The following is a 20,234-nucleotide window of genomic DNA, read 5'->3' as shown; positions in this document are numbered from 1 at the left end:
ACCATGTAGTGGGAGACGAAGGGGTAGTTGCCGGCCTGCGGGAACGTCAATTCGACAAAACCGCCCTGCGCCGGCGCCAGTGCCATGGCCTGGGAGGCGGCCGTGGGGTCCGAGCCGTCCAGCAGGTAGCGACCCTCGCTCCACACCTTGGTGAACTGGCCGCCCACCACATGGAAGGACGTGGCCCGGTTGGGTCCGGCGTCGAGCACCCAGACCCGCACCTTTTCGCCCACCTTGGCCGCCAGGGGGCGGAAATCGTACTGGTTGGCGAAGCCGTTGAACACGACGGCGTCCGGCTTGTCGGCCTGGATCTTGGCCAGGTCGGCAATGCCGCCCTGCGGGCCCAGGTACAGCTCCGACTGGATGAGCACGTACTCCTTGTCCACCACGGGCAGGTTTGGCGGATCAATCACCACGGCGCCAAACATGCCGTTGGCGATGTGCAGGCTCATGGGCATGGTGCTGCAGTGGTACATCCAGATCCCCGCCTTCGTGGCCGTAAAGGTGTACGTCAACGTTTCGCCCGGGTTGATGGTGCGCATGGGCTGGTCGGGTGCCAGCGCTCCGGCGTGGAAGTCGATCGAGTGGCCCAGGGAGCCGTCGTTGGTGAGCGTGATCTTGAACTTGTCGCCAATTTTTCCGCGCAGGGTGGGGCCGGGCGCCGTGCCGTTGAACGTCCACAGCGTCTGCTTCACGCCCACGGCCACGTCCTGCTGCTGTTCTGTCACCTTCATGGCAATCTCATGCACGGTGCCGGCGGGCAGGGGCGGCAGCACGGGGTTGTGCGCCGTGAAGCCGGCGGCCGGTTCCTTCATGAAGTCCAGCTGGGCGGCGGCGCTGGGCCCGGTGGCCGCCGTCGTGCCGTGGTTCATGCCGGGCATCCCGCCCATGCCTGGGGAGGCTGACGGTGCCGCAAGCGGCGCGCCCGTCGCCACAATCGTGAACACCATCCCCTGCTGCCTGTGCCCGGCAATGCTGCACCAGCCGTCCATCGAGGCACCGACCACGCCGGCGTCCACGGTGGCCTTCTCCCCCGGATACAGCCGCCCGGATTCGGCGCCGTCGGCCGTGACAAGGTCATGCACCATGGAATCCTGGTTAACCAGCTTGATCACCAGCTTGTTGCCGGCGGGCACCTCCACCTTGTCCGGGTGGAAGCGCATGTTCTTCATGGTCATCTCCACCGTGGTGGTCTGTCCGGTGGCCACCACGCCCGCCTGTGCGCCGGCCTGGTTCAGGCCCGGCAGCGCAGACGGATCCGACACAATGCCTGCCACAATAACAAGCACGACGACGGCCAGCCCGGCCGCTGCCATGCCCCACCGCCGCCCCGGGGCCGGGTCAAACGGGGCACCGGCAGCCGCGGAACCGGCGGCTGCGGAACTGGCAGCTGCGGCACCCGGGCGGGCAGCCGGCGTCGTGCCTTCCCCGGCAGCGGCGGGCTTGCGCAGCAGCGCCAGGCCCAGCAGCGGCAGGAACCAGGCCAGCCCGGCCAGCACCAGGAAGCTAGTGCCCACGCGGACCAGGCTGGGCAGGGGAAGCAGCGAGACCAGCAGCGAGACGTTGGTCAGCACCACGCGGAACAGCCCTGCCTTGTCCAGGGCCGCCACCCGCCCCCGCATTGCGGCCGGGCCGCCGCCCAGCACCACGGGCGCCAGGTAGCTCAGCGCGGCCAGCAGCACCTGGGCTGCAAAACCGGCGGCCAGCACCGGCCCCACCACCTCCAGCCCGCCGTGGAGCCCCTCCCAACCGCCGGAGGTGAGGGTCAGCATGGCCAGCCAGACGAGGGAGACCGCCAGCCAGGCGAGGGCCGCGAGCGCCGACAGCGGGGCAAAAGTGACGGGCACCTTCGACCTGACGACCTTCACGAGGGGGATGCAGATGTACACCACGCCGCCCAGGTACACCAGCAGGCCCGCGGTGCACAGGAACATCACGCCGGCGGCGGCACCGGCGGCAGCCATGAGGACGCCGGCCAGCAGTGGCCAGGCACCGTGCCGGGCCACGGACTCGGCGCCGTCTGCCACGCGGGTGTGCAGCATGGTGGGCAGCAGCGTGGTGAGCGTGCCCAGCACCGTCAGCCCCACAAAGCCCAGCACATTCACCGCCATGTGCACCAGCAGCAGCCGGGCGTGGGCCTCCCCTTCCAGCCCGGCGGCCAGGGCCGCACCCACGCCGGCACCCACGGGCAGCAGGAGGCAGGCCGCCACGTAGTACCAGACCGAGGCGCCAAAGCGGGAGGGCAGGGCCTTGTGTGCGCGCAGCCCCAGCACCACGGCGTGCGCGGCCACCACGGCGCCCACCAGGATGCTGCCCATCAGCGTCAGGAGCCAGATGTTTGCCACCATGGACACCACCACGGAGAGCACGCCCACATTGAGCAGCACCAGCCGCAGCACCATACCGCGGGAGCTCGGGTTGGGGCCGCGCAGCAGCGCCTGGGCAAAGTGCCAGCTCCACACCAGGATGGAGTTGGTCACCGCGCCAAGCAGCAGCAGGTGCACCATGAGCCACGCCGACGCCGGGATGCTGCGGTGGAAAAGCACCACCACGACAAGCGCCACGAGCCAAAACACGGCGGGGGCGTTGGCGCGCAGGTGCCAGCCCGCCCGGTTCATGGGGCCGGGAGCGGGCGGTCGGGCGCCGGGGCGCATGGTGCCTCCCCCGCCGCTGGAACCATTCGCGCCGTTTTCACCGATGCCGCCATTCGCGCCCGGAGGGGTCAGGTTGATGTTCACACTGCGACTTTCGGTGGATGGGTGGCCTGCCAGACGGCCATGACGGCAAAGAGCAGGAGGGAGATGACGTTGAACACGCCGCCGGCAACCCAGGCGCCGTGCACGCCGGCCGCGTCGCCCAGGCCCAGCCGCACCAGCAGCGAGCCGTGCAGCAGGACGGCCGGCACCCAAAACAATTCCGTGTACGGCAGCGGCTTGCGCAGCACGGCGGGCAGGATGACGGGCGCGTGGGCCATGATCATGGAAATGGTGAAGCCGAGGAACACCGCGTGCACCACCACATCATAGGAGGCGCCCGTCAGCGTGGTGGCATGCAGGGCAAGCACGACGCCGGCAATCGCCAGCCAGCCGTATCCGGCCAGGAGGCACGCGGCAATGTAGCGCGGCAGGCCGTCGGAGCGGATGGTTTTCCGGGCGGCGTCGTAACCCACCAGCCAGGCCACCATCGCCAGCAGCGACAGCCCGAAGAGCGGGTAGCCGACGGCGGGCCACAGCAGCGTGGCCGCCGTGGCCGCCGTCATGGCGAAGGCCAGGAGGGTCAGGACCGGTTCGGCGCGCGGGCTGGAGATGCCGATGCGGGCCAGTTCCAGGCGCTCCCCTGCAATGGTGAGCACCACAAAACTGATGAGGAACGGCAGCAGCACCGAAACACTGGGAATCCGCAGCCAGAGGGCCGCGGCGCCCACCGCGGTGATCCCGCCCATGATCTGGATCAGCACCACGTTGTCCCGCTGGCGCCGCCACAGCGGCAGGTAGACCAGCACCATGGCGATGGTGCCGGCCAGCAGAACGGCCTTGCCAATCCACAACGGGAGCGGGGAGATCATGAGGAGGCCGGAAATGCCCAGCAGGGCCGGCGAGGCGTAGCCGGCCGCCTTGCCCAGGGCCACCGTGCGCTCCAACGCGATGACGGTGCCCACAAAGCTCAGGGCCAGCAGCATGCCGTGGATTTCCGGAAACCTGTCCAGCTTGACGGGGGCGTCCGCGCCCAGAAGCTGCAGGCCGGCATTCAGGCCCACCAGCAGGGCCGCGCCCGCCGGGAGCAGGAACAGCATCCTGAAGGCCGGCTTGCGCAAAAACGCCTTGTTCCGACGCTCCCTGGCCGCCTTGGTCAGCGGCTTGGAGCCTGTCGCATCGGCGCCCGGCTTATTTGCGCCCGGCTTGTTGACAGCTGGCCTGTTGACACCCGTCACGGGGCGGAAACCAAAGGCAGGTGCAGCGTACACACGCCCGGGCCGGCGAATGGCACCAGCTCCACACCGTCCTCGGGAATGCCGCTGCCTTCCAGCAGGCCCTTGACCAGCCCCAGATGGACGGCACAGACCACGTCCGGGTTTTCCCGGGCGGCCGCCACGATGGGGCACGTGGTCAGCCTGAAGTCGGTGGCGTCCGCGTTTCCGTCGATGCCAAATCCGGCGTCGCGCAGTTCATCCGCCACACGGCGCCGGACCTTCAGCTGTGCCCGCTTCGAGGGCCCGGCTGCACCGACGGCTGCCGGCGGGGCCGCCAGGGACTCGCTCATGACATGGGCCCACTGCCTGCCCGCGAGGTCCCCGGCTGCGGCGGGATCGCTGCTGGTCGCGGCAATGTGCCGGGCCAGGGCAGCGGCCAGCGCCGCGTAGCCCGCCGGCCTAGTTTCCGGCATGGCGGCCGCATAAAGCGAGGCGGGCCGGCCGCGTCCGGCGCGCGCCGCCGCGGTTCTGGTGGCAAAGCCGGAGTCCACGAGCGCGTCCAGGTGCTCCCGGACAGTGTTGGCATGCTGGCCGCTCTGTTCCGCCAGGGACTCGACGCTCAGTGTCCCTTCGGCGGCGCGCAGGCGCTCCAGCACCGCTGCACGGGCCTTGGAAATCGGGGCGACGGGCTCCGTGCCGCCCGGCCTTGGTCCGCGCAGCGGCTGTTCCGACATATTATTTTCCACGGAATTAATTGTAGTAATATAAACGCACAATCTCCATTCAATTGCCACACGATAGGTTGCCATTGTGAATAATCTTGTTCTTGCGTCCTCGTCCACGGAGGCAGAGGCGCTCGAAGCCGCCAAGACCCGTCTCGCGGAGGCCGGCGGAACGCTGGGGACGCTGGCGCTCAACCTGCTCTCCGCCGTCGCCGGCCAACCCGGCGGCGAGCTGGCCGGAGCCGACCAGACCAAGCTGGTGGACTTTGCCGAGCAGGAACTGCTTCCCGTGGCCGCAGCCTTTGCCGCCGCCCTCGCAGGGAGCGCAAACAGTGCTGAAAAGGTGCTGGCGGCCGTGGCCGCTGGCCACAGTGCACGCCTGGTTGACGCCACCAAGAGCCTTGAGGTCGAGGAGGCGCCGGTGAAAGTGCTGTACGCCGGGGCCCGCCTGCAGGAGGCCGCCGCTGCCTTCCTGGACCACGCCACGGAGCTTATCGTCCCGGCCCTGGCGCAGAACCCGGCACTGAAGCTGACCGGCATATTGCCCCAGCGCACGGTTGACGCGGCTGCCGCGGCTCCTGCCAAGGGCGGTTGCGCCTGCGGCGGCCACGACGAGCCCGGCCTGTCCGAGCTCGACACGCGCGTCATCCCGCACGCCATCCGCCACGCCACCATTTTCGGCGCCCTCGAGGGGCTGTCGGCCGGCAAGGGCATCCTGCTGGTGGCCAACCACAACCCGCTGCCGCTGCTGGCCCAGCTGGAGCAGCGCTCCGCGGGCAAGTTCACCGTCAGCTACGTGGAGGACGGCCCGGAGACCTGGAAGCTGAGCATGGTCCGCAACTGACCCTCCCCCAACTGTGAGTCAGAAACCGCATCGAATGGGCCGTATTTTGGCGAATTCCGTGCAGTTTCTGACTCACAGTTGTTAGAGGGCGGCTTCGATCGCGGCTGACGCCAACGGATCGGAGTCGTTCAGGAACGTGGAAATGCGGGCTGCCTCGTCGGATTCACCGATGGCACCGGCGGCCCGGCCCAGCGCATAAAGGGCGCGCAGGAAGCCACGGTTGCCTTCATGCGACCACGGGACGGGGCCTGTGCCACGCCAGCCGTTGCGGCGCAAGGCGTCCAGGCCGCGGTGGTAGCCGGTGCGCGCGTAGGCATAGGACTCAATGGTCCGGCCCTCCGCATACGCCTCGTCCGCCAAAATGGCCCAGAGCAGCGACGACGTCGGGTGCTTGGCGGCCAGGTCCACCGCCTCATCGCCGGCGGCCAGCCGTGCGTCAACGTCCTCCTCGGCCGGGAGCAGCGTGGGCTCCGGGCCGAGGAGGTTCCGGCGGAATTCCTCGCTCACTAGGCGTTGGTCTTGCCGGCGGAGCCCAGCTGCTGGGCAGCTTCCACCACACGGTCGGCAAGTCCCTTTTCAGCCAGGGCGCCCCACACGCGGGGGTCGTAGGCCTTCTTGACGCCCACGTGGCCGTCGACCTTCAGGACGCCGTCGTAGTTCTTCATGAAGTGGTCCACCACGGGGCGGGTGAACGCGTACTGGGTGTCGGTGTCGATGTTCATCTTGATGACACCGTAGGAGACGGCGTCGGCGATTTCCTGTGCGGAGGAGCCGGAACCGCCGTGGAAGACCAGGTCAAAGGGGTTGGCCTTGCCCAGCTTGGCGCCAACCTGCTCCTGGATGTCCTTGAGGATCTCCGGGCGCAGCTTGACGTTGCCGGGCTTGTAAACGCCATGCACATTGCCGAACGTCAGCGCAGTGATGTAGCGGCCGTTTTCGCCGGAACCCAGGGCCTCAACCGTGGCCAGGCCGTCGGCAACCGTGGAGTACAGCTTGTCGTTGATGGCGTTCTCCACGCCGTCCTCCTCGCCGCCAACAGCGCCGATCTCCACTTCCAGGATGATGTGGGCGGCGGAGGTGCGGGCCAGCAGTTCGCGGCCGATGCGCAGGTTTTCCTCGAGGGTCTCGGCGGAGCCGTCCCACATGTGGGAGTTGAAGATCGGGTCGCGGCCGGCCTTGACCTCGGCCTCCGACGCCGCCAGCAGGGGCAGCACAAAGCCGTCCAGCTTGTCCTTGGGGCAGTGGTCGGTGTGCAGGGCCACGTTGACGGGGTAGTTCTTGGCCACTTCGCGGGCGAACGCGGCAAAGCCGAGGGAGCCTGCAACCATGTCCTTGACGCTGGCGCCGGACCAGTAGGCGCCACCGCCTGTGGAGACCTGGATGATGCCGTCGGTGCCGGCGTCGGCGAAGCCCTGAAGTGCCGCATTGAGCGTCTGCGAGGACGTGACGTTGACGGCTGGGTAGGCGAATCCGCCGGCCTTGGCGCGGTCAATCATTTCGGCATATTTGTCCGGTGTTGCGATGGGCATTAAGAGCTCCTTGGGGCGTAACGGTACAAAGTGGCGGGCAATTTCGCCGCCCTCGTATGGCTATTGCCCATCTTAGCGATTGGCGCCGCGGTGTCGAAGAAGATGAAGCGGCTTCCAGCAGGCGGACTGTCAGCGCACAGCGCAACGTGCACAGCGCGACGCCGGGCCCGGGCACCCAAGCCGGGGCCCGGCGTCGTGCTTCATGGTGCTTGTCCGGTGGAAGCCGGCGTCAGCGGCGCCCCCACAGGCTGACGGCGAGCGCAAAGCGGTAGCTCATGCTCCCCACCCCGGTGACGTCGTCATACCCCTGGGCCGTGGACAGGGACGTGTCAGTGTCCATGGTCAGCAGGTACTGGCTGCCGCTGCGGGCGCTGGTGTAGGCCAGGACCGGCTGCTGCGCCTGGGGCACGACGTCGGTGAACGCCGTGGGGTGCGACGCGGCGGTTGCGTAGATGGCCGGGTTGGCAAAGCCCAGCGTGGTGCCGCTGAGCTGCTGCGCCACGGCCATTTGCCCCGCGGAGAGCGGACACGCAAGCGAGGTGCCACCGTAGGTTTCGGTGGTGTAGGCGCCCGTGGCCATTGTTGTGTTGTCGGTGATGGGGCTGATGCCGATCACATAGCCGGTGTACGGGTCGGCCAGGGAGGAGATGTCCGGCGAGACCCGCATGCCGTTGGCCAGCGCGGCCGGGACGGTGCCTTTTTGGTAGTCCGGCTGGGCGAACAGGGCGCTCACCCCGCCGCCGGCACCTCCGCCGTAGAGGTTACCGGGCAGCCCGGAGGTGTAGGCGCCGTTGACGATCTTGTCCAGGACCCCGCCCCAGCCGGTCTCAAATTTGTAGGATCCGTCCTTGTTCACGGCCAGGCTGGTGCCGCCCACTGCGGTGACCCACGGCGAGCTCGCCGGGAAGTCGGGGGATGCGTAGCCGAGGGCGGCAGCCTGGTCCCCGTTGTCGCCGCTGGAGTAGTACAGGCCGATTCCCTCCCCGGCCGCCTGCAGTTCCAGGTTGAGCTGGCCAGTGATGGCGTCTGCCGGGAGGGCCTCCCCCACGTTGCCGTAGCTGTTGCTGACAATGTTGGCCAGCTTGTGGTCCAGGATCCGGGACATGGCCACGTCGATCCCGCCGCCACAGTTGAAGCCGCCCACGTAGAGGATGTTGGCGCCGGGTGCGGTGCCGTGCACGGAGTCGACGTCGAGGCTTTGTTCGCCCTGCCAGCCGCTCGGGTAGCCGCACGCCTGCTGGTCCTGGAACTGGGCCGGTGAGGGGACTATTTCCCGGTAGCTGGATGAATTCATCGCCGGCAGCCCGTAGCTCGCGGAATAGGCGTTGACGTCGGAGAGCATGCTGGGCGAGGCGTAGGCGTCAATGATGGCCACCGTCTGGCCGCGCCCGTCCGGGGCATGCCCGTGGTTGCCGCTGCTGCCCGGCATCGCCTTGACCACGGTGTTCTTGCCGTAGGCGGACTGGAGCTGGGCGGGGGTGTAGCCGCAAATGAAGGTTGGTGCCGTGGTCTGGCCGTACGCCGCCGGGATGGTGGTGGTGTTCTCCCCAAAATACGAGGAGCACGCCGCCGAATTCGCCTGCGGGGAGTTTGGCGACTTCGGTGCGTTTGGGGCCTTCGGGGCGGCGAAGCGGGCCTGCGGCGATGCGGGGAGTCCGTCTCCCTGGCGGATGGAGTCGGGGCGGGTCAGGAGGCTGCCCTGGTCCACGGAGACGCCGGCCACCTTGTCGGCAATCGCGCGGGGCAGGCTGGGCGCCTTGGACGGCCCCACCAGCGTGGCTCCCTTGTAGTGGTAGCTGTGGAGGTCAGTGTTGAATGCCGCGTTGACCTGGGCCGCCGTGCCCCGGAAAACCACGTACTGCCGGCTGTCCGGGGTGCCGGTGATGGTCATGCCCAGCCCCGTCAGGTGATTGACGACGGCGGTGTAGTCGGCCTGGGTGGGCGAGTACGCGTTGATCCACTGCGCGGGGCTGAGCCAGTCCCGGTAGTGGCTGTTTGCGGGGTCCGACACCGCCGCGGCAAGGGCTTGGGCACCTTTCGCGTTGCGCAGCGGCAGGTAGATTTCGCCTTCCACCGAGGTGTCGGCCGGGGCCGCCCCGGCGTCATTTGCCGGCTGTGCCCAGCTGGGCACGGCGCTCGGAAATGGCGTGTCCGGGGACACCGGCGCAGCCATGGCGCCCGTGGTGCCCATGGCGGCAACGCAGGCGGTGGCCGCGGCTGTCGCCAGGATTCTTCGAATCATTGGTCGTGACTTGAACAAAGTTCCCATATGAACTCTTTCACCGGTCGGGCACCCTGTGCGCCCGCACATGCCCGAGCCTAAACCCGGCAAACCCGCTCACCTTAGATGCTTGGGGCAAGTAATTTCGTGGCGTATTAAGTGCCCGGTGTCACAGCTTGATTAAAAACGTGCCGTCGGATCCAGGCGTGCATGGCGATGCCTGCGGCGGAGGCCGCATTGATGGAACGGGTGGAGCCGAACTGTTCGATGGACAGCGTGGCCGCCGCGGCGGCATGCACTTCCGGGCTCAGCCCCGGGCCTTCCTGGCCGAATACCAGCACGCAGTTCCGGGGAAGGTCGTAGTTTTCCAGCTTTTCGGAGTCGGGGAAGATGTCCACCCCGATGATGGCCAGGCCCTCGGAGTTGGCCCACTCCACGAAGTCGTCCACCGTGGGGTGGTGGCGGACATGCTGGTAGCGGTCGGTGACCATCGCACCCCGGCGGTTCCAGCGCCGTCGTCCAATAATGTGCACTTCCTTGGCCAGGAACGCATTGGCGGTGCGGACCACGGTGCCGATGTTCATGTCATGCTGCCAGTTCTCAATGGCAATGTGGAAGTCATGGCGGCGGGTGTCCAGCTCGGCCACAATGGCGTCCATGGTCCAGTAGCGGTACTTGTCCAGCACATTGCGCCGGTCACCCCCGGCCAGCAGCTCCTTGTCCCAGTGGTCGCCGTCGGGCCATTCACCCTCCCACGGCCCCACGCCCACCTCGTGGTGCGGCTCGTGGGACTCTATGGCGCCGGCAGTTTCCTGGGCGTTTGTGACGGGGATGGCGGGGGGATTGTTCACCTTTCAACTTTAGCCGCTTGCCGGTGGCGCTGAATCGGGGCCCTGTTTCTCCCCGGGCGCGAGTCTGGAAGACTGGGACCAACCCGGGCCAACCTCAGGAGTCGCCATGAGCAAGCTGAACCACCGCAAACCAGCCGACATCGAATGCTGGCTCACAGACATGGACGGGGTGCTGGTCCATGAAAACCAGGCCGTCCCCGGCGCCGCGGAACTGATCCAGCGGTGGGTGGACACGTCCCGGCGGTTCCTGGTGCTGACCAATAATTCCATATTCACCCCGCGCGACCTGGCCGCCCGGCTGCGCGCGTCGGGGCTGGAGGTGCCGGAGGAAAACTTGTGGACGTCGGCGCTGGCCACGGCCCAGTTCCTCAAGTCCCAGATGCCGCACGGGCGTGCCTTTGTCATTGGCGAGGCCGGACTGACGACGGCGTTGCACGAGGCAGGTTTCATCCTCACCGACCAGGACCCGGACTATGTGGTGCTGGGCGAGACCCGCACCTATTCCTTTGAGGCCATCACGCGGGCCATCCGGCTGATCGGCGAGGGTGCCCGGTTCATTGCCACCAACCCGGACGCCACCGGGCCGTCGCCCGAGGGTCCCATGCCCGCCACGGGTGCCATCGCCGCCCTCATCACCAAGGCCACCGGCCGTGAACCGTACGTGGTGGGGAAGCCCAACCCGATGATGTTCCGCTCCGCCATGAACAGGATCCAGGCGCATTCGGAGACCACGGCCATGATTGGCGACCGCATGGACACCGACATCATTGCCGGCATGGAGGCGGGGCTGCACACCGTCCTGGTGTTCACGGGCATCACCCAGCCGGAGGACATTGACGCCTTCCCGTTCCGGCCGGACCAGGCGCTGGGCTCCGTGGCAGACCTCATTCCGGAAATCTAAGCCCACCCCTTCGCCGAACGGGCACTTAACGTGGATGTTTCGCCTCAACATGCCCGTTAAGTGCCCGTTGGCGCGAGGGGGGTGATGGATACCCGACGCCGGATCGCGGGCCACCGGCTGTTATAGGAGCTTTCCGCCGGACGCTTCCAAGTAGCAGCTTCCGCACAGGGACTCGTACCAGACGTCCGCCCCATCAATGGCGACCTGGTCGCCGTCGAACACTATGTCCTCACCCACGCGCCGGGTGTTGAACAGGGCCTTTCGCCCGCACCGGCAGATGGTTTTCAGCTCCTCGAGTGAATGCGCAATCTCCAGCAGGCGTGCGGCGCCCGGAAACGCCCTGGTGCGGAAGTCCGTGCGCAGCCCGTAGGCAATGACGGGCACGCGGTCCAGGACGGCAATCCGGAACAGGTCGTCAACCTGCGAGGGCGTCAGGAACTGGGCCTCGTCCACCAGCAGGCAGGCCACCGGCGGCACCTGGACGTGCTCCAGCAGGGCATCGGGGTCGTCGCCCGCCGCCTGCGCAGCGAAGACGGACCGGGCGTCGTCGTCCGGCTGGATGAGGAAGTCCACGTTGCGGGTCATGCCCAGCCGGGACACGATTTCCCCGGCACCCTTGGTGTCGATCCCCGGCTTGGCCAGCAGCACCCGCTGGCCGCGCTCCTCATAGTTGAAGGCAACCTGCAGCAGCCCGGTCGACTTGCCGGAATTCATCGCACCGTGGCGGAAGTAAAGCTTGGACAAAACGGCCTTTCAAATTGTGGCTGGGTCCGGAGGCAGGGTCCGGTGGCGGTGCCGGAGGACCGCCATTTTCCATCGGGCTGTCCGACGCGTCGGCCGCAGGCGGCCTTGGGCGTCTCCTTTACGCCGGACTACAAAAATGTCGGCCCCTCCGGCGGAGGCGCCGCCGCGGTGTCACTCGAGGCCGAGTTCGTCCTTGCCGAAGGCGAACAGGTAGGGGACGCCGGCCTCGGTTTCGATGCGTTCCTTGGCGCCGGTGTCGCGGTCCACGATGACGGCGACGGCTTGGATGTTGCCGCCGGCCTTCCGCACGCCTTCGACGGCGGCCAGTGCGGAACCGCCCGTGGTCGAGGTGTCTTCGAGCACCACCACGCGGCGCCCGTCAACGCCGGGGCCTTCCACCTGGCGGCCCATGCCGTAGGACTTCTGCGCCTTGCGGACCACGAACGCATCGACGGCCCGTCCGGCGTCGGCTGCGGCATGCATGAGGGCCGTGCCCACGGGGTCTGCCCCCATCGTCAGCCCGCCTGCCGTCTCAAACTCAATGCCGGCGTCGTCCAGCATGGCCAGCATGACCCGGCCGGCCAGGCGGGAGGCTTCGTGGTGGAGGGTGATGCGGCGCAGGTCGATGTAGTAGTCGGCTTCCTTGCCGGAAGAGAGGATCACCTTGCCGCGGACCACGGCCAGTTCCTTGATGAGTTCGAGCAGGCGGGCGCGGTCGGCGGCAAAAGTCTGGGTCATGGCCTCCATTCTAAATGGTTGCCGGGCACGCCCGCGGCACGCCGGCGGACGCGGACGCGGACGCGGACGCCGCGGACGCAAAGGGACGGCCTGCGCAATATAACGCGCAGGCCGTCCCGGTGGATCAATGAAGCATCGCTTCTAGCCGTCGGCACCGGCCGGGGTTGTGGTGGTGGTGAAGCCTTCCAGCTTGTTCGCGGCAATCGCGTACTTGTTGGTGAAGGTGCCTGCAATGGTGACCTTGGAGGTGTCCACGCCGTTGCCCTTCTCCATGGCGAAGATGACCTTCGGGCCGCCTGCAGGCATGATGCCGTCAGGCAGGAACTGTCCCTTGTCCGTGGTCAGCCCGGCAACGTACTGGTCCTTGCTGATGGTGCTGTTCTGGACGTACGACGACGGCAGCTTGTCCGCGATGTCCGCTGCGGTGTGCGTGTTGATCCAGTGCATGGTCGCGACCAGGGCGTCCACCACCTTCTGCGCGGCGTCTTCGTGGTCCTTTACCCAACTGGCGTTGGCCAGCAGCCCGGCAGCAGGCCAGTCGCCGCCCAGCGCCTTCGTGGCACCGGCCGAGGTGGCCAGGTCGACGGCGGTGTAGGCCAACTTCTTGCTCTCGAGTGCCCCGACGGTGGGCTGCGTGGTCATGACACAGTCCGCGGACTTGCGCTGGATGGCTGCGATGGCGGTGGAGCCTGCCCCGACGGCGAGGGTGTGGTAGTCCTTCTTGGTGATGCCGGCCTGCGAGGCCACGAACTGGGTCAGTTCGTCGGTGCCGGAGCCAAGGTCCGTGACGCCCATGGTCTTGCCCTTGAAGTCCGCCGGGGAATGGACGCCGCTGTCCGTGCCGCACATGACACGCTCACCCGGGGCGCCGGAAAGCTGGACCAGGTTGATGACATCCTTGCCCTTGGCCTGGAAGTCCACGGTGTGGACGTACCAGGCGCCGGCCATGTCAACCTGCCCGGACGCCATGGCGTCCTCGGCGCCGACGCCACCGTTCTGCTCCGTGGAAAGCTCCACGTTGACGCCGTACTTCTTGTAGTACCCCAGCTGCTGGGCCAGCTCGTAGGGCAGGTAGATCTGCTTGTCGATGCCGCCCACCATCATTTTGACGGTGGGAACCGAGGCTGCCGCACCGTTGCTGCCGCCTGCGGTGCTGCCGCCGCCACAGGCCGCCAGGCTGAGCGCCAGTGCGCCGGTTGCGGCGACGGCATAGATCTTGTTCTTGTTCATGGTTTTGTTCCTTTGGTTGATGCGAAGAATAAAAGAATTGGCTGGCGAAAAAAGAAGCTGCGGCCCTTAGATGGCCTGTGCCTCGGAACGGCTCGGCGGGCGCCACTTCAGCAGGGTGGACTCCAACAGGCTGATGAGGTATTCCGCGCCCAGGGTGACCACGGCGATGATAACCATGCAGGCGAAGACCGTGTTGGGGTCGAAGGTGCCCTGGGCCTGGCTGATGATCAGCCCCACGCCGTGCTGGGCACCCAACACCTCTGCCACCAGCGCACCGATGATCGCGAAGCCGAAGGCCGTGTGCAGGCTGGCGATGATCCAGGTCATGGCCGACGGGATAGTTACGTGCATGGCCACCTGGAGCGGCGAGGCACCCAGGACACGCACGTTCGAGACCAGGTTTTGGTCCACCTCGCGGACACCCTGGAAGGCGTTGAAGAACACCACGAAGAACACCAGGACTGCGGCCAGGAGCACTTTCGGGCCCATGCCGAGCCCGAAGGCCACGATGAAGATCGAGCCCAGAACGATGCGGGGAATGGAATTGACGATCCGGATGTACGGGCCGACAACGTCCGACAGGTACCGGTTGGAGCCCAGCAGGATCCCCAGAATGACGCCGGCCAGGGTGCCGCCGAGGAAGCCCAGCAGCGCCTCCTGCACCGTGATCCACAGGTTCTCCCAGATGCTGCCGAAGGCCGTGCCGTCGGTGAAGAGCTTGACCAGGCTGTTCCAGACTTCAGTTGGCTGGCCGAAGAAGAACTTGTCCACCCAGCCAACCGCTGTGAACCACTGCCAACCGCCAAGAACGACGACGGCGAGCATGATCCGGCCGATCCAGATCCACGTCTTGCGGAGCGTCACGGCGCGGTGGGCCGCGGCCTTCAGTTCGGCCTCCTGCTCCTGTACCAGGGGGGCGTTATGCGTTATTGAGGTCATGCTGACACACCTGCCGTCTGCTTGTAGGCCCGGTCCACTTCATCCTTCAGGGACGACCAGATCTGCCCCTGCAGTTCCAGGAAGCGCTTCTCGTGCCGGATTTGCTGTACATCCCCGCGCGGCCTGGGCAGGTCGATGTTGAAGACGTTCTTGATGGAGCCGGGGCTGCTGGTCATGATGACCACCTTGTCGGCGAGCGCCACGGCCTCGTCGAGGTCGTGGGTGATGAACAGCACCGAGGGGCGCAGGCCCTCCCACAGCTGCAGGAGCTCGTTTTGCATGATGGCCTTCGTCTGGACGTCGAGGGCACCGAACGGTTCGTCCATGAGCAGGATCCGCGGGTTATTGATCAGTGCCGCAGCCATGGCCACGCGCTTGCGCATGCCGCCGGAGAGCTGGTGGGGGTAGCGGTCCTCAAAGCCGGCCAGGCCAACGCGGCGCAGCCAATCCATGGCAAGCTTGGTGGCTTCCTTGCGCGGGGTGCCGAGCAGGACCGGGCCGATCAGGACGTTGTTCAGGACAGTCTTCCAGGGGAAGAGTGCGTCCGCCTGGAACATGTAGCTGACGCCGTTGGTGATGCCTTCAACAATGTTTCCACCTACGGTCACGGAGCCGGCGCTGGGGTGTTCCAGGCCGGAGACCTGGGCCAGCGTGGTGGACTTCCCGCAGCCTGTGGGCCCCACGATGGCGCAAAACTCGCCCGGTTCAACCGTGAGTGAGATGTCACGGATGGCCGTGAATGTTTCCCCCTTCGGCGTAAGGTAGCGCTTGGTCAGGCCGTGGATTTCAATCCGGGCCCGGTCGTCTCCGCCGCCCCCGCCCTGGTCCGTGGGCGTGCCGCCACTTCGTTGTAATTCTGACACCGTTGTCACTGTTTCCCTTCCTTGCCATTGGCTCGCGTACGTGAGTCGGATCACATAAACTATGACGAGCTTAGAAAGTGACGGTCAGTGGCAAAAGACTTCAGTAAGTTGTGCAACTTAAACGCAAAAGTGCACGTTTTGTGCATTTTCTGCAAGGGGCACCCGCTGCGGGTTGGAGCAGGTCTCCGGTGAGCCGGATCTCCTCGCAAGCCACCCGCCGATTCCGGCGCCGGTCCATGACCTTGACCACCCAGATCCTGCTCAGCATGCTGTCCCTGCTGGTCCTCGCGGTGGTGCTGGGCGCCGTCCTTTTCACCGTGGTCAGCAACGGGACGCTGGACCGTCAGTACCAGCTCCGGGCGCTGGGCATCGCCACCACCACCGCCGCCATGCCGGAGGTCCGCACGGCACTGGCAGCGAAGGATCCCCACCATGACATTGAGGCGTTGGCCCAGCAGATAGTGGCGGCCGCCAATCCGTCCTATGTGGTGGTCACCGACCGCAACGGCATCCGCTATTCCCATCCGAATCCTGCCCTGATCGGCCACAAGCTGGAGGAGCCGGTGGCCGTCCTGGACGGAAAGTCACACCTTGGCTTTGACCAGGGCAGCCTGGGCCTGTCGGCCAACGCCAAGGCGCCAATCTTCGGCACGGACGGCGCCGTGATTGGCGAAGTGTCCGTGGGGATCCTGGACACCAGGGAACAGGACGACCAGGCGGCCACCATGTGGCTGATCGCCGGTTTCTCGGCGCTGGTGCTGCTCCTGAGCGTGGGCGGCTCGCTGCTTTTGTCCCGGCGGATCAAGCGCGTCACCTTCAACCTCGAACCGGCAGAGATCGCCTTCCTGCTGCAGGAACGCGAGGCCCTGCTGCACGGAATCCGGGAGGCCGTCGTCGGGCTGGACGACGACGGCAAGGTGACGGTCATCAACGAGGAGGCGCGGCGGCTGCTCAAGGTGGAGGAGACGGCCCTGGGGACGCCCGTCGCCGAGCTGGTCCCCGAGGGCAGGCTGCGCCAGCTGCTCACTGGCACGCTCGACGGCGTAGACCAGGTGGTGCTGACGGAGGACGCCCTCCTGGTGGTCAACCGCATGCCAGTCTCGGTTGGCGGGCGAAGCATAGGCTCGGTCATCACCCTGCGCGACCGCACCGAAATCGAGGGACTGGTCAGGGACCTGCACTCGGTCCAGGGGCTCATGGAGGCCATGCGCGCCCTGGAACACGAGTACGCCAACCGCCTCTACGTGGTGGACGGGCTGCTGGAACTGGGCGAGGTGGAGCAGGCCAAGAGCTACGTTGCCCAGCTTTCCACCACCTCGCGCTCCCTGGGTGAAGGGCTGCGTTCACGGATCGCGCCGCCGGAGCTGGCCGCGCTGCTGCTGGCCAAGATCACCGTTGCTGCCGAGCAGGACGTGGAGATCGAGGTGACTTCCGACTCCCGGCTGGAACGGCCGCCGGCCCTGGCCACGGAGGTGGTGACGATTGTGGGCAACCTGCTGGACAACGCCATTGACGCGCTGGCCAACACGCCGCGGCCGCGCACCGTCACCATCCACCTGGACGACGCCGTCGGCGTTTTCATCTCGGTCCGGGACAACGGCCCGGGCGTCCCGGCGGACCAGATCGACGCCGTGGTGGTGGACGGCTACTCCACCAAGGACACCCGGCCGGGCATGCGCAGGGGCATCGGGCTGGCGCTGGTGGCGCGCATTGTCCACAGGGCGGGAGGCACCCTCGACATTTTCCCGGGTCCGGGCGGTAACTTTGAGGTATGGCTGCCGGCAGCCCCGGACGCCACAAACCAGACAGGGACCGACGATGATTAAGACACTGGTGGTCGACGACGACTTCCGGGTGGCCCGCATCCATGCCGCCAGGGTGGCCCGGGTGGGGGGCTTTGAATGCGTGGGGGAGGTGTACAGCGCCGCCGCGGCGCGGGAGGCCATTGCCCGGCTGTCCCCCGACCTGCTCCTCCTCGACGTGCACCTGCCGGATGAGGACGGGCTGTCCCTGCTGCGGTCCCTGCAGGCTGCGGGCACGGAGGTTGACTGCATCATCATCACCGCCGCACGGGACCTGGCCACGGTCCGTTCCGCCATGAGCAGCGGCGCCGTCTATTACCTGGTCAAGCCGTTCAGCTTTGAGCAGCTGCGCACACAGTTGGAGGCCTACCAGCGGTGGCGCCAGGAGCTGGACTCGGCCCCGTCGGCCAGCCAGGCAGTTGTCGACAGCCTGTACCACACCCGGTCCGCCGCGGTTCGCCCCGCTGCGCCCGGCCCCAGGCTCCAGCCCACCATGCAAAAAGTGCTCGACGCCGTCCGTGCGGCGGGCGGGCCCATCAGTGCGGCGGAAATCGCCGAAAGCCTTGGGGTCAGCCGGCCCACGGCCCAGCGCTACCTGGGCGCCCTGGAGCGCAAGAACCTGGTGGCGCTTGAGCTCAGCTACGGCAACACGGGCCGGCCGCTCAATTCCTACACCATCATTTAGGGGCCGCGTTGCGCGCTCAGCGGGTGCGGCGGGATCCGCCGGTGCGCGTGGAAGCCACGCTCAGCGGGGGTCCAGCATGACCTTCATGGCCGAGCCGCTTTTGAGCACTTCAAAAGCCTCCTGCCACCGCTCCAGCGGATATGACCCGCTGACCACGGCGTCCAGGTCGAGGGTGCCGGAGGCCATCAGCCGGATGGCTGTCTCCCAGGACTGCGGGGTGGAGGCAAAGCCGCTGGACATGACCAGCTCCTTGTAAAGCAGCAGGTCCAGCGGCACTGTGACGTCCCGGCCAAAGATGCCGACGCCCACGTAGCGGCCGCCGCGCCTGGCGCTGCGCATGGCCACCGTGGCACCGCCGCCCGAACCGGAACATTCCACGGCCACGTCGAAGGAATCCTCCGCAGGCCTTGCATCAAGGATGTCAAAACCAGCTGCGGCGCACACGGCCAGCCGGGCCGAGTCGGCTGGCAGGCCGCTCACGGTGACCGCCGCGCCCTGGGCGCGGGCCACCTGGGCGGCCAAAAAGCCCATGGGTCCGGGGCCCACCACCAGCACTGTGTCCCCCACCCGCACGGACGGCTGCACCACCAGGCATTGGGCCACGCAGGCCAGCGGTTCCGCCAGCGCGCCAGCCAGCTCACTGACATTTGCCGGGACGGCATGCAGGTTGACGGCCGGGACCAGCACCTGGCGGGCAAATCCGCCGTCGACCATGGACCCGAGGGAATCCCTCCTGGCGCACAGGTTCCGGCGCCCGGCCCGGCACATGCTGCACCGCTCGCAGGTGCGGAAGTAGGTCTCCACGGCCACGCGCCGGCCCAGCCAGGCCTTGTCCGAGGGGCTGCCCACGGCACTGACCGTGCCCGTGATCTCGTGCCCCATGGTGACCGGCGGGCGGGAGGGGTACTCATCATGCATGATGTGCAGGTCGGTGCCGCAGATGCCCACGGCCGCCACGTCCACCACCACCTCCCCCGGCCCTGCAACGGGCTCCGGGCGCGCCGCCAGCATCACGCCGGCGGCGCTGGCTGCCATCTTGGCCAGTCCTTGCATGGTTCCCCCTCCATGGGCCGGGCCGGCCCCCTGCCGGCGTCCCGCCTCACCACTCGGCAAATGAGCCGTCCGCATGCCGCCAGACGGGGCCGCGCCATGCATGGCCGCGCTTGTCGGCCGCCCGCACGGCCTTTTCGTCCACCTCGATGCCCAGGCCCGGGCCCAGCAGCCGTTCAAAGTGGCCGTCCACGAACTTCAGGGGCTCCTTGTCCAGCACGTAGTCCAGCACCTCGGCGCCCTTGTTGTAATGGATGCCGATGCTTTGTTCCTGGATCAGGAAGTTCGGCGTGGCAAAGCCCACCTGGAGGCAGGCGGCGAGCGCCAGCGGCCCCAGGGGGCAGTGCGGGGCAAGCTGCACGTCGTAAACCTCCGCGAGGGAGGCGATCTTGCGCACCTCGGTGATCCCGCCGGCGTGGGAAAGGTCCGGCTGGGCCACGGCAATGCCGGCCTGCAGGGCGGGCAGGAATTCCTGCCGGTTGTACAGCCGCTCCCCCGTGGATACCGGGATGGTGGTGCTGGAGGTGAATTCGCGCAGCAGGTGCGAGTTCTCCGGCACCACGGGCTCCTCCAGGAAGAACGGCCGGAAGGGTTCCAGCAGGGGCGCCACCTTGCGGGCGTTGGCCAGCGTGAAGCGGCCGTGGAAGTCCACGGCGACGTCCCGGTGTTCGCCCAGCACTTCCCGCGCGGCGGCCACCCGGCGCACCACGCCGTCGAGCTCGGCAACCGTACCCAGGCGGGACATGCGGCCGCTGGCGTTCATCTTCACGGCCGTCAGCCCCACCTCAAGCTGGGCGGCAATGGAGTCCGCCACCTGGTCCGGTTCATCCCCGCCCACCCAGCCATAGGCGCGGATCCTGTCGCGGACGTGCCCGCCCAGCAGCTGGTGCACGGGAGTGTTGAAGTGCTTGCCGGCAATGTCCCACAGCGCCTGGTCCAGGCCGGAGACGGCGCTGGAAAGGATGGGGCCGCCGCGGTAGAACGATCCCTTGGTCATGACCTGCCAGTGGTCCTCGATCCGCAGCGCGTCGGCTCCGAGGAGCACTTCGGCGAGCTGTTCGACGGCGGTGCGCACGGTTTCGCTGCGCCCCTCGCACGTGGCCTCGCCCCAGCCCACAATGCCGCTGGCCGTTTCGATGCGGACAAACAGCCAGCGCGGGGGCACCATGAATGTTTCAACCCTGGTGATCCGGGTGTCCATGCTG

General features: G+C 67.4%; 18 protein-coding genes. 4 read left to right on the top strand and 14 right to left on the bottom strand.

Annotated elements, in window-relative coordinates; all coding sequences use genetic code 11:
* The 3 genes from LPN03_RS09555 to LPN03_RS09545 all read right to left on the bottom strand — a co-directional run.
* Positions 1-2,738, bottom strand: a 2,738-nt coding sequence (locus LPN03_RS09555) for a multicopper oxidase domain-containing protein (protein WP_262454065.1), incomplete at its 3' end; no start/stop codon positions are given.
* Positions 2,735-3,931: a hypothetical protein gene (locus LPN03_RS09550; RefSeq protein WP_262454064.1), complete on the bottom strand. Its 1,197-nt coding sequence runs from the start codon at positions 3,929-3,931 to the stop codon at positions 2,735-2,737. The genes LPN03_RS09550 and LPN03_RS09555, both read right to left, overlap by 4 nt.
* Positions 3,928-4,656, bottom strand: a complete 729-nt coding sequence (locus LPN03_RS09545; RefSeq protein WP_165180346.1) for a helix-turn-helix domain-containing protein — start codon at positions 4,654-4,656, stop codon at positions 3,928-3,930. Before LPN03_RS09545 ends, LPN03_RS09550 begins: the two co-directional genes overlap by 4 nt.
* 64 nt (positions 4,657-4,720) lie before the next feature.
* Here LPN03_RS09545 and LPN03_RS09540 point away from each other — a divergent pair, with 64 nt between their 5' ends.
* On the top strand, positions 4,721-5,476 hold the full coding sequence (locus LPN03_RS09540; RefSeq protein WP_165180347.1) for a DUF2249 domain-containing protein: 756 nt from the start codon (positions 4,721-4,723) through the stop codon (positions 5,474-5,476).
* 81 nt (positions 5,477-5,557) lie between these two features.
* On the opposite strand, the gene LPN03_RS09535 is transcribed toward LPN03_RS09540, so the two are convergent.
* The 4 genes from LPN03_RS09535 to LPN03_RS09520 form a co-directional block, all read right to left on the bottom strand.
* Positions 5,558-5,983, bottom strand: coding sequence for a DUF3151 domain-containing protein (locus tag LPN03_RS09535; protein WP_165180348.1), 426 nt, complete (start codon positions 5,981-5,983; stop codon positions 5,558-5,560).
* A complete protein-coding gene (gene fbaA, locus LPN03_RS09530) occupies positions 5,983-7,005 on the bottom strand; it encodes a class II fructose-bisphosphate aldolase (RefSeq protein ID WP_165180349.1) in 1,023 nt (340 codons plus the stop codon). Before fbaA ends, LPN03_RS09535 begins: the two co-directional genes overlap by 1 nt.
* A 229-nt stretch (positions 7,006-7,234) precedes the next feature.
* On the bottom strand, positions 7,235-9,247 hold the full coding sequence (locus LPN03_RS09525) for a protease pro-enzyme activation domain-containing protein (protein ID WP_240901599.1): 2,013 nt from the start codon (positions 9,245-9,247) through the stop codon (positions 7,235-7,237).
* A gap of 134 nt (positions 9,248-9,381) precedes the next feature.
* A complete protein-coding gene (locus LPN03_RS09520) occupies positions 9,382-10,059 on the bottom strand; it encodes a TrmH family RNA methyltransferase (RefSeq protein ID WP_165180484.1) in 678 nt (225 codons plus the stop codon).
* A gap of 124 nt (positions 10,060-10,183) precedes the next feature.
* On the opposite strand from LPN03_RS09520, the gene LPN03_RS09515 reads away from it, so the two are divergent.
* Positions 10,184-10,978: an HAD-IIA family hydrolase gene (locus tag LPN03_RS09515; protein WP_165180350.1), complete on the top strand. Its 795-nt coding sequence runs from the start codon at positions 10,184-10,186 to the stop codon at positions 10,976-10,978.
* 120 nt (positions 10,979-11,098) lie between these two features.
* Here the strand turns inward: LPN03_RS09515 and LPN03_RS09510 are convergent, their stop codons facing one another.
* The 5 genes from LPN03_RS09510 to LPN03_RS09490 form a co-directional block, all read right to left on the bottom strand.
* A complete protein-coding gene (locus tag LPN03_RS09510; protein ID WP_262454063.1) occupies positions 11,099-11,722 on the bottom strand; it encodes a thymidine kinase in 624 nt (207 codons plus the stop codon).
* A 171-nt stretch (positions 11,723-11,893) separates the two neighbouring features.
* Complete coding sequence (gene pyrE, locus LPN03_RS09505; RefSeq protein ID WP_370875225.1) at positions 11,894-12,460, bottom strand: orotate phosphoribosyltransferase; 567 nt, start codon at positions 12,458-12,460, stop codon at positions 11,894-11,896.
* 141 nt (positions 12,461-12,601) lie between these two features.
* Positions 12,602-13,690 carry an ABC transporter substrate-binding protein gene (locus LPN03_RS09500; protein WP_165180353.1) on the bottom strand — a complete coding sequence of 363 codons (1,089 nt, stop codon included), beginning with the start codon at positions 13,688-13,690 and terminating at the stop codon, positions 12,602-12,604.
* A 66-nt stretch (positions 13,691-13,756) separates the two neighbouring features.
* Positions 13,757-14,629, bottom strand: a complete 873-nt coding sequence (locus LPN03_RS09495) for an ABC transporter permease (protein ID WP_262454061.1) — start codon at positions 14,627-14,629, stop codon at positions 13,757-13,759.
* Positions 14,626-15,501, bottom strand: coding sequence for an ABC transporter ATP-binding protein (locus LPN03_RS09490; RefSeq protein ID WP_262454060.1), 876 nt, complete (start codon positions 15,499-15,501; stop codon positions 14,626-14,628). The genes LPN03_RS09495 and LPN03_RS09490 overlap by 4 nt, the downstream gene beginning before the upstream one ends.
* A gap of 227 nt (positions 15,502-15,728) precedes the next feature.
* Here LPN03_RS09490 and LPN03_RS09485 point away from each other — a divergent pair, with 227 nt between their 5' ends.
* Together LPN03_RS09485 and LPN03_RS09480 are read left to right on the top strand one after the other, a co-directional pair.
* Positions 15,729-17,318, top strand: coding sequence for a sensor histidine kinase (locus tag LPN03_RS09485; RefSeq protein ID WP_262454059.1), 1,590 nt, complete (start codon positions 15,729-15,731; stop codon positions 17,316-17,318).
* Positions 17,311-17,979 (top strand): response regulator, encoded by a 669-nt coding sequence (locus LPN03_RS09480; RefSeq protein WP_262454058.1) that lies wholly within the window; start codon positions 17,311-17,313, stop codon positions 17,977-17,979. Before LPN03_RS09485 ends, LPN03_RS09480 begins: the two co-directional genes overlap by 8 nt.
* Before the next feature lie 60 nt (positions 17,980-18,039).
* Here LPN03_RS09480 and LPN03_RS09475 read toward each other — a convergent pair whose 3' ends face one another.
* Both LPN03_RS09475 and dgoD read right to left on the bottom strand, forming a co-directional pair.
* A complete protein-coding gene (locus LPN03_RS09475; protein ID WP_262454057.1) occupies positions 18,040-19,032 on the bottom strand; it encodes a zinc-dependent alcohol dehydrogenase in 993 nt (330 codons plus the stop codon).
* Positions 19,033-19,078: 46 nt separating this feature from the next.
* A complete protein-coding gene (dgoD, locus tag LPN03_RS09470) occupies positions 19,079-20,230 on the bottom strand; it encodes a galactonate dehydratase (protein WP_262454068.1) in 1,152 nt (383 codons plus the stop codon).
* Between the last annotated feature and the right edge of the window lie 4 nt (positions 20,231-20,234).

It is taken from the genome of Arthrobacter sp. A2-55 (genome assembly GCF_025548615.1).
Classification (GTDB): Bacteria; Actinomycetota; Actinomycetes; order Actinomycetales; family Micrococcaceae; genus Specibacter; species Specibacter silviterrae.
The sequence above is the reverse complement of the archived record's forward strand: the minus strand, read 5'-3'. Positions and strand labels throughout refer to the sequence as shown.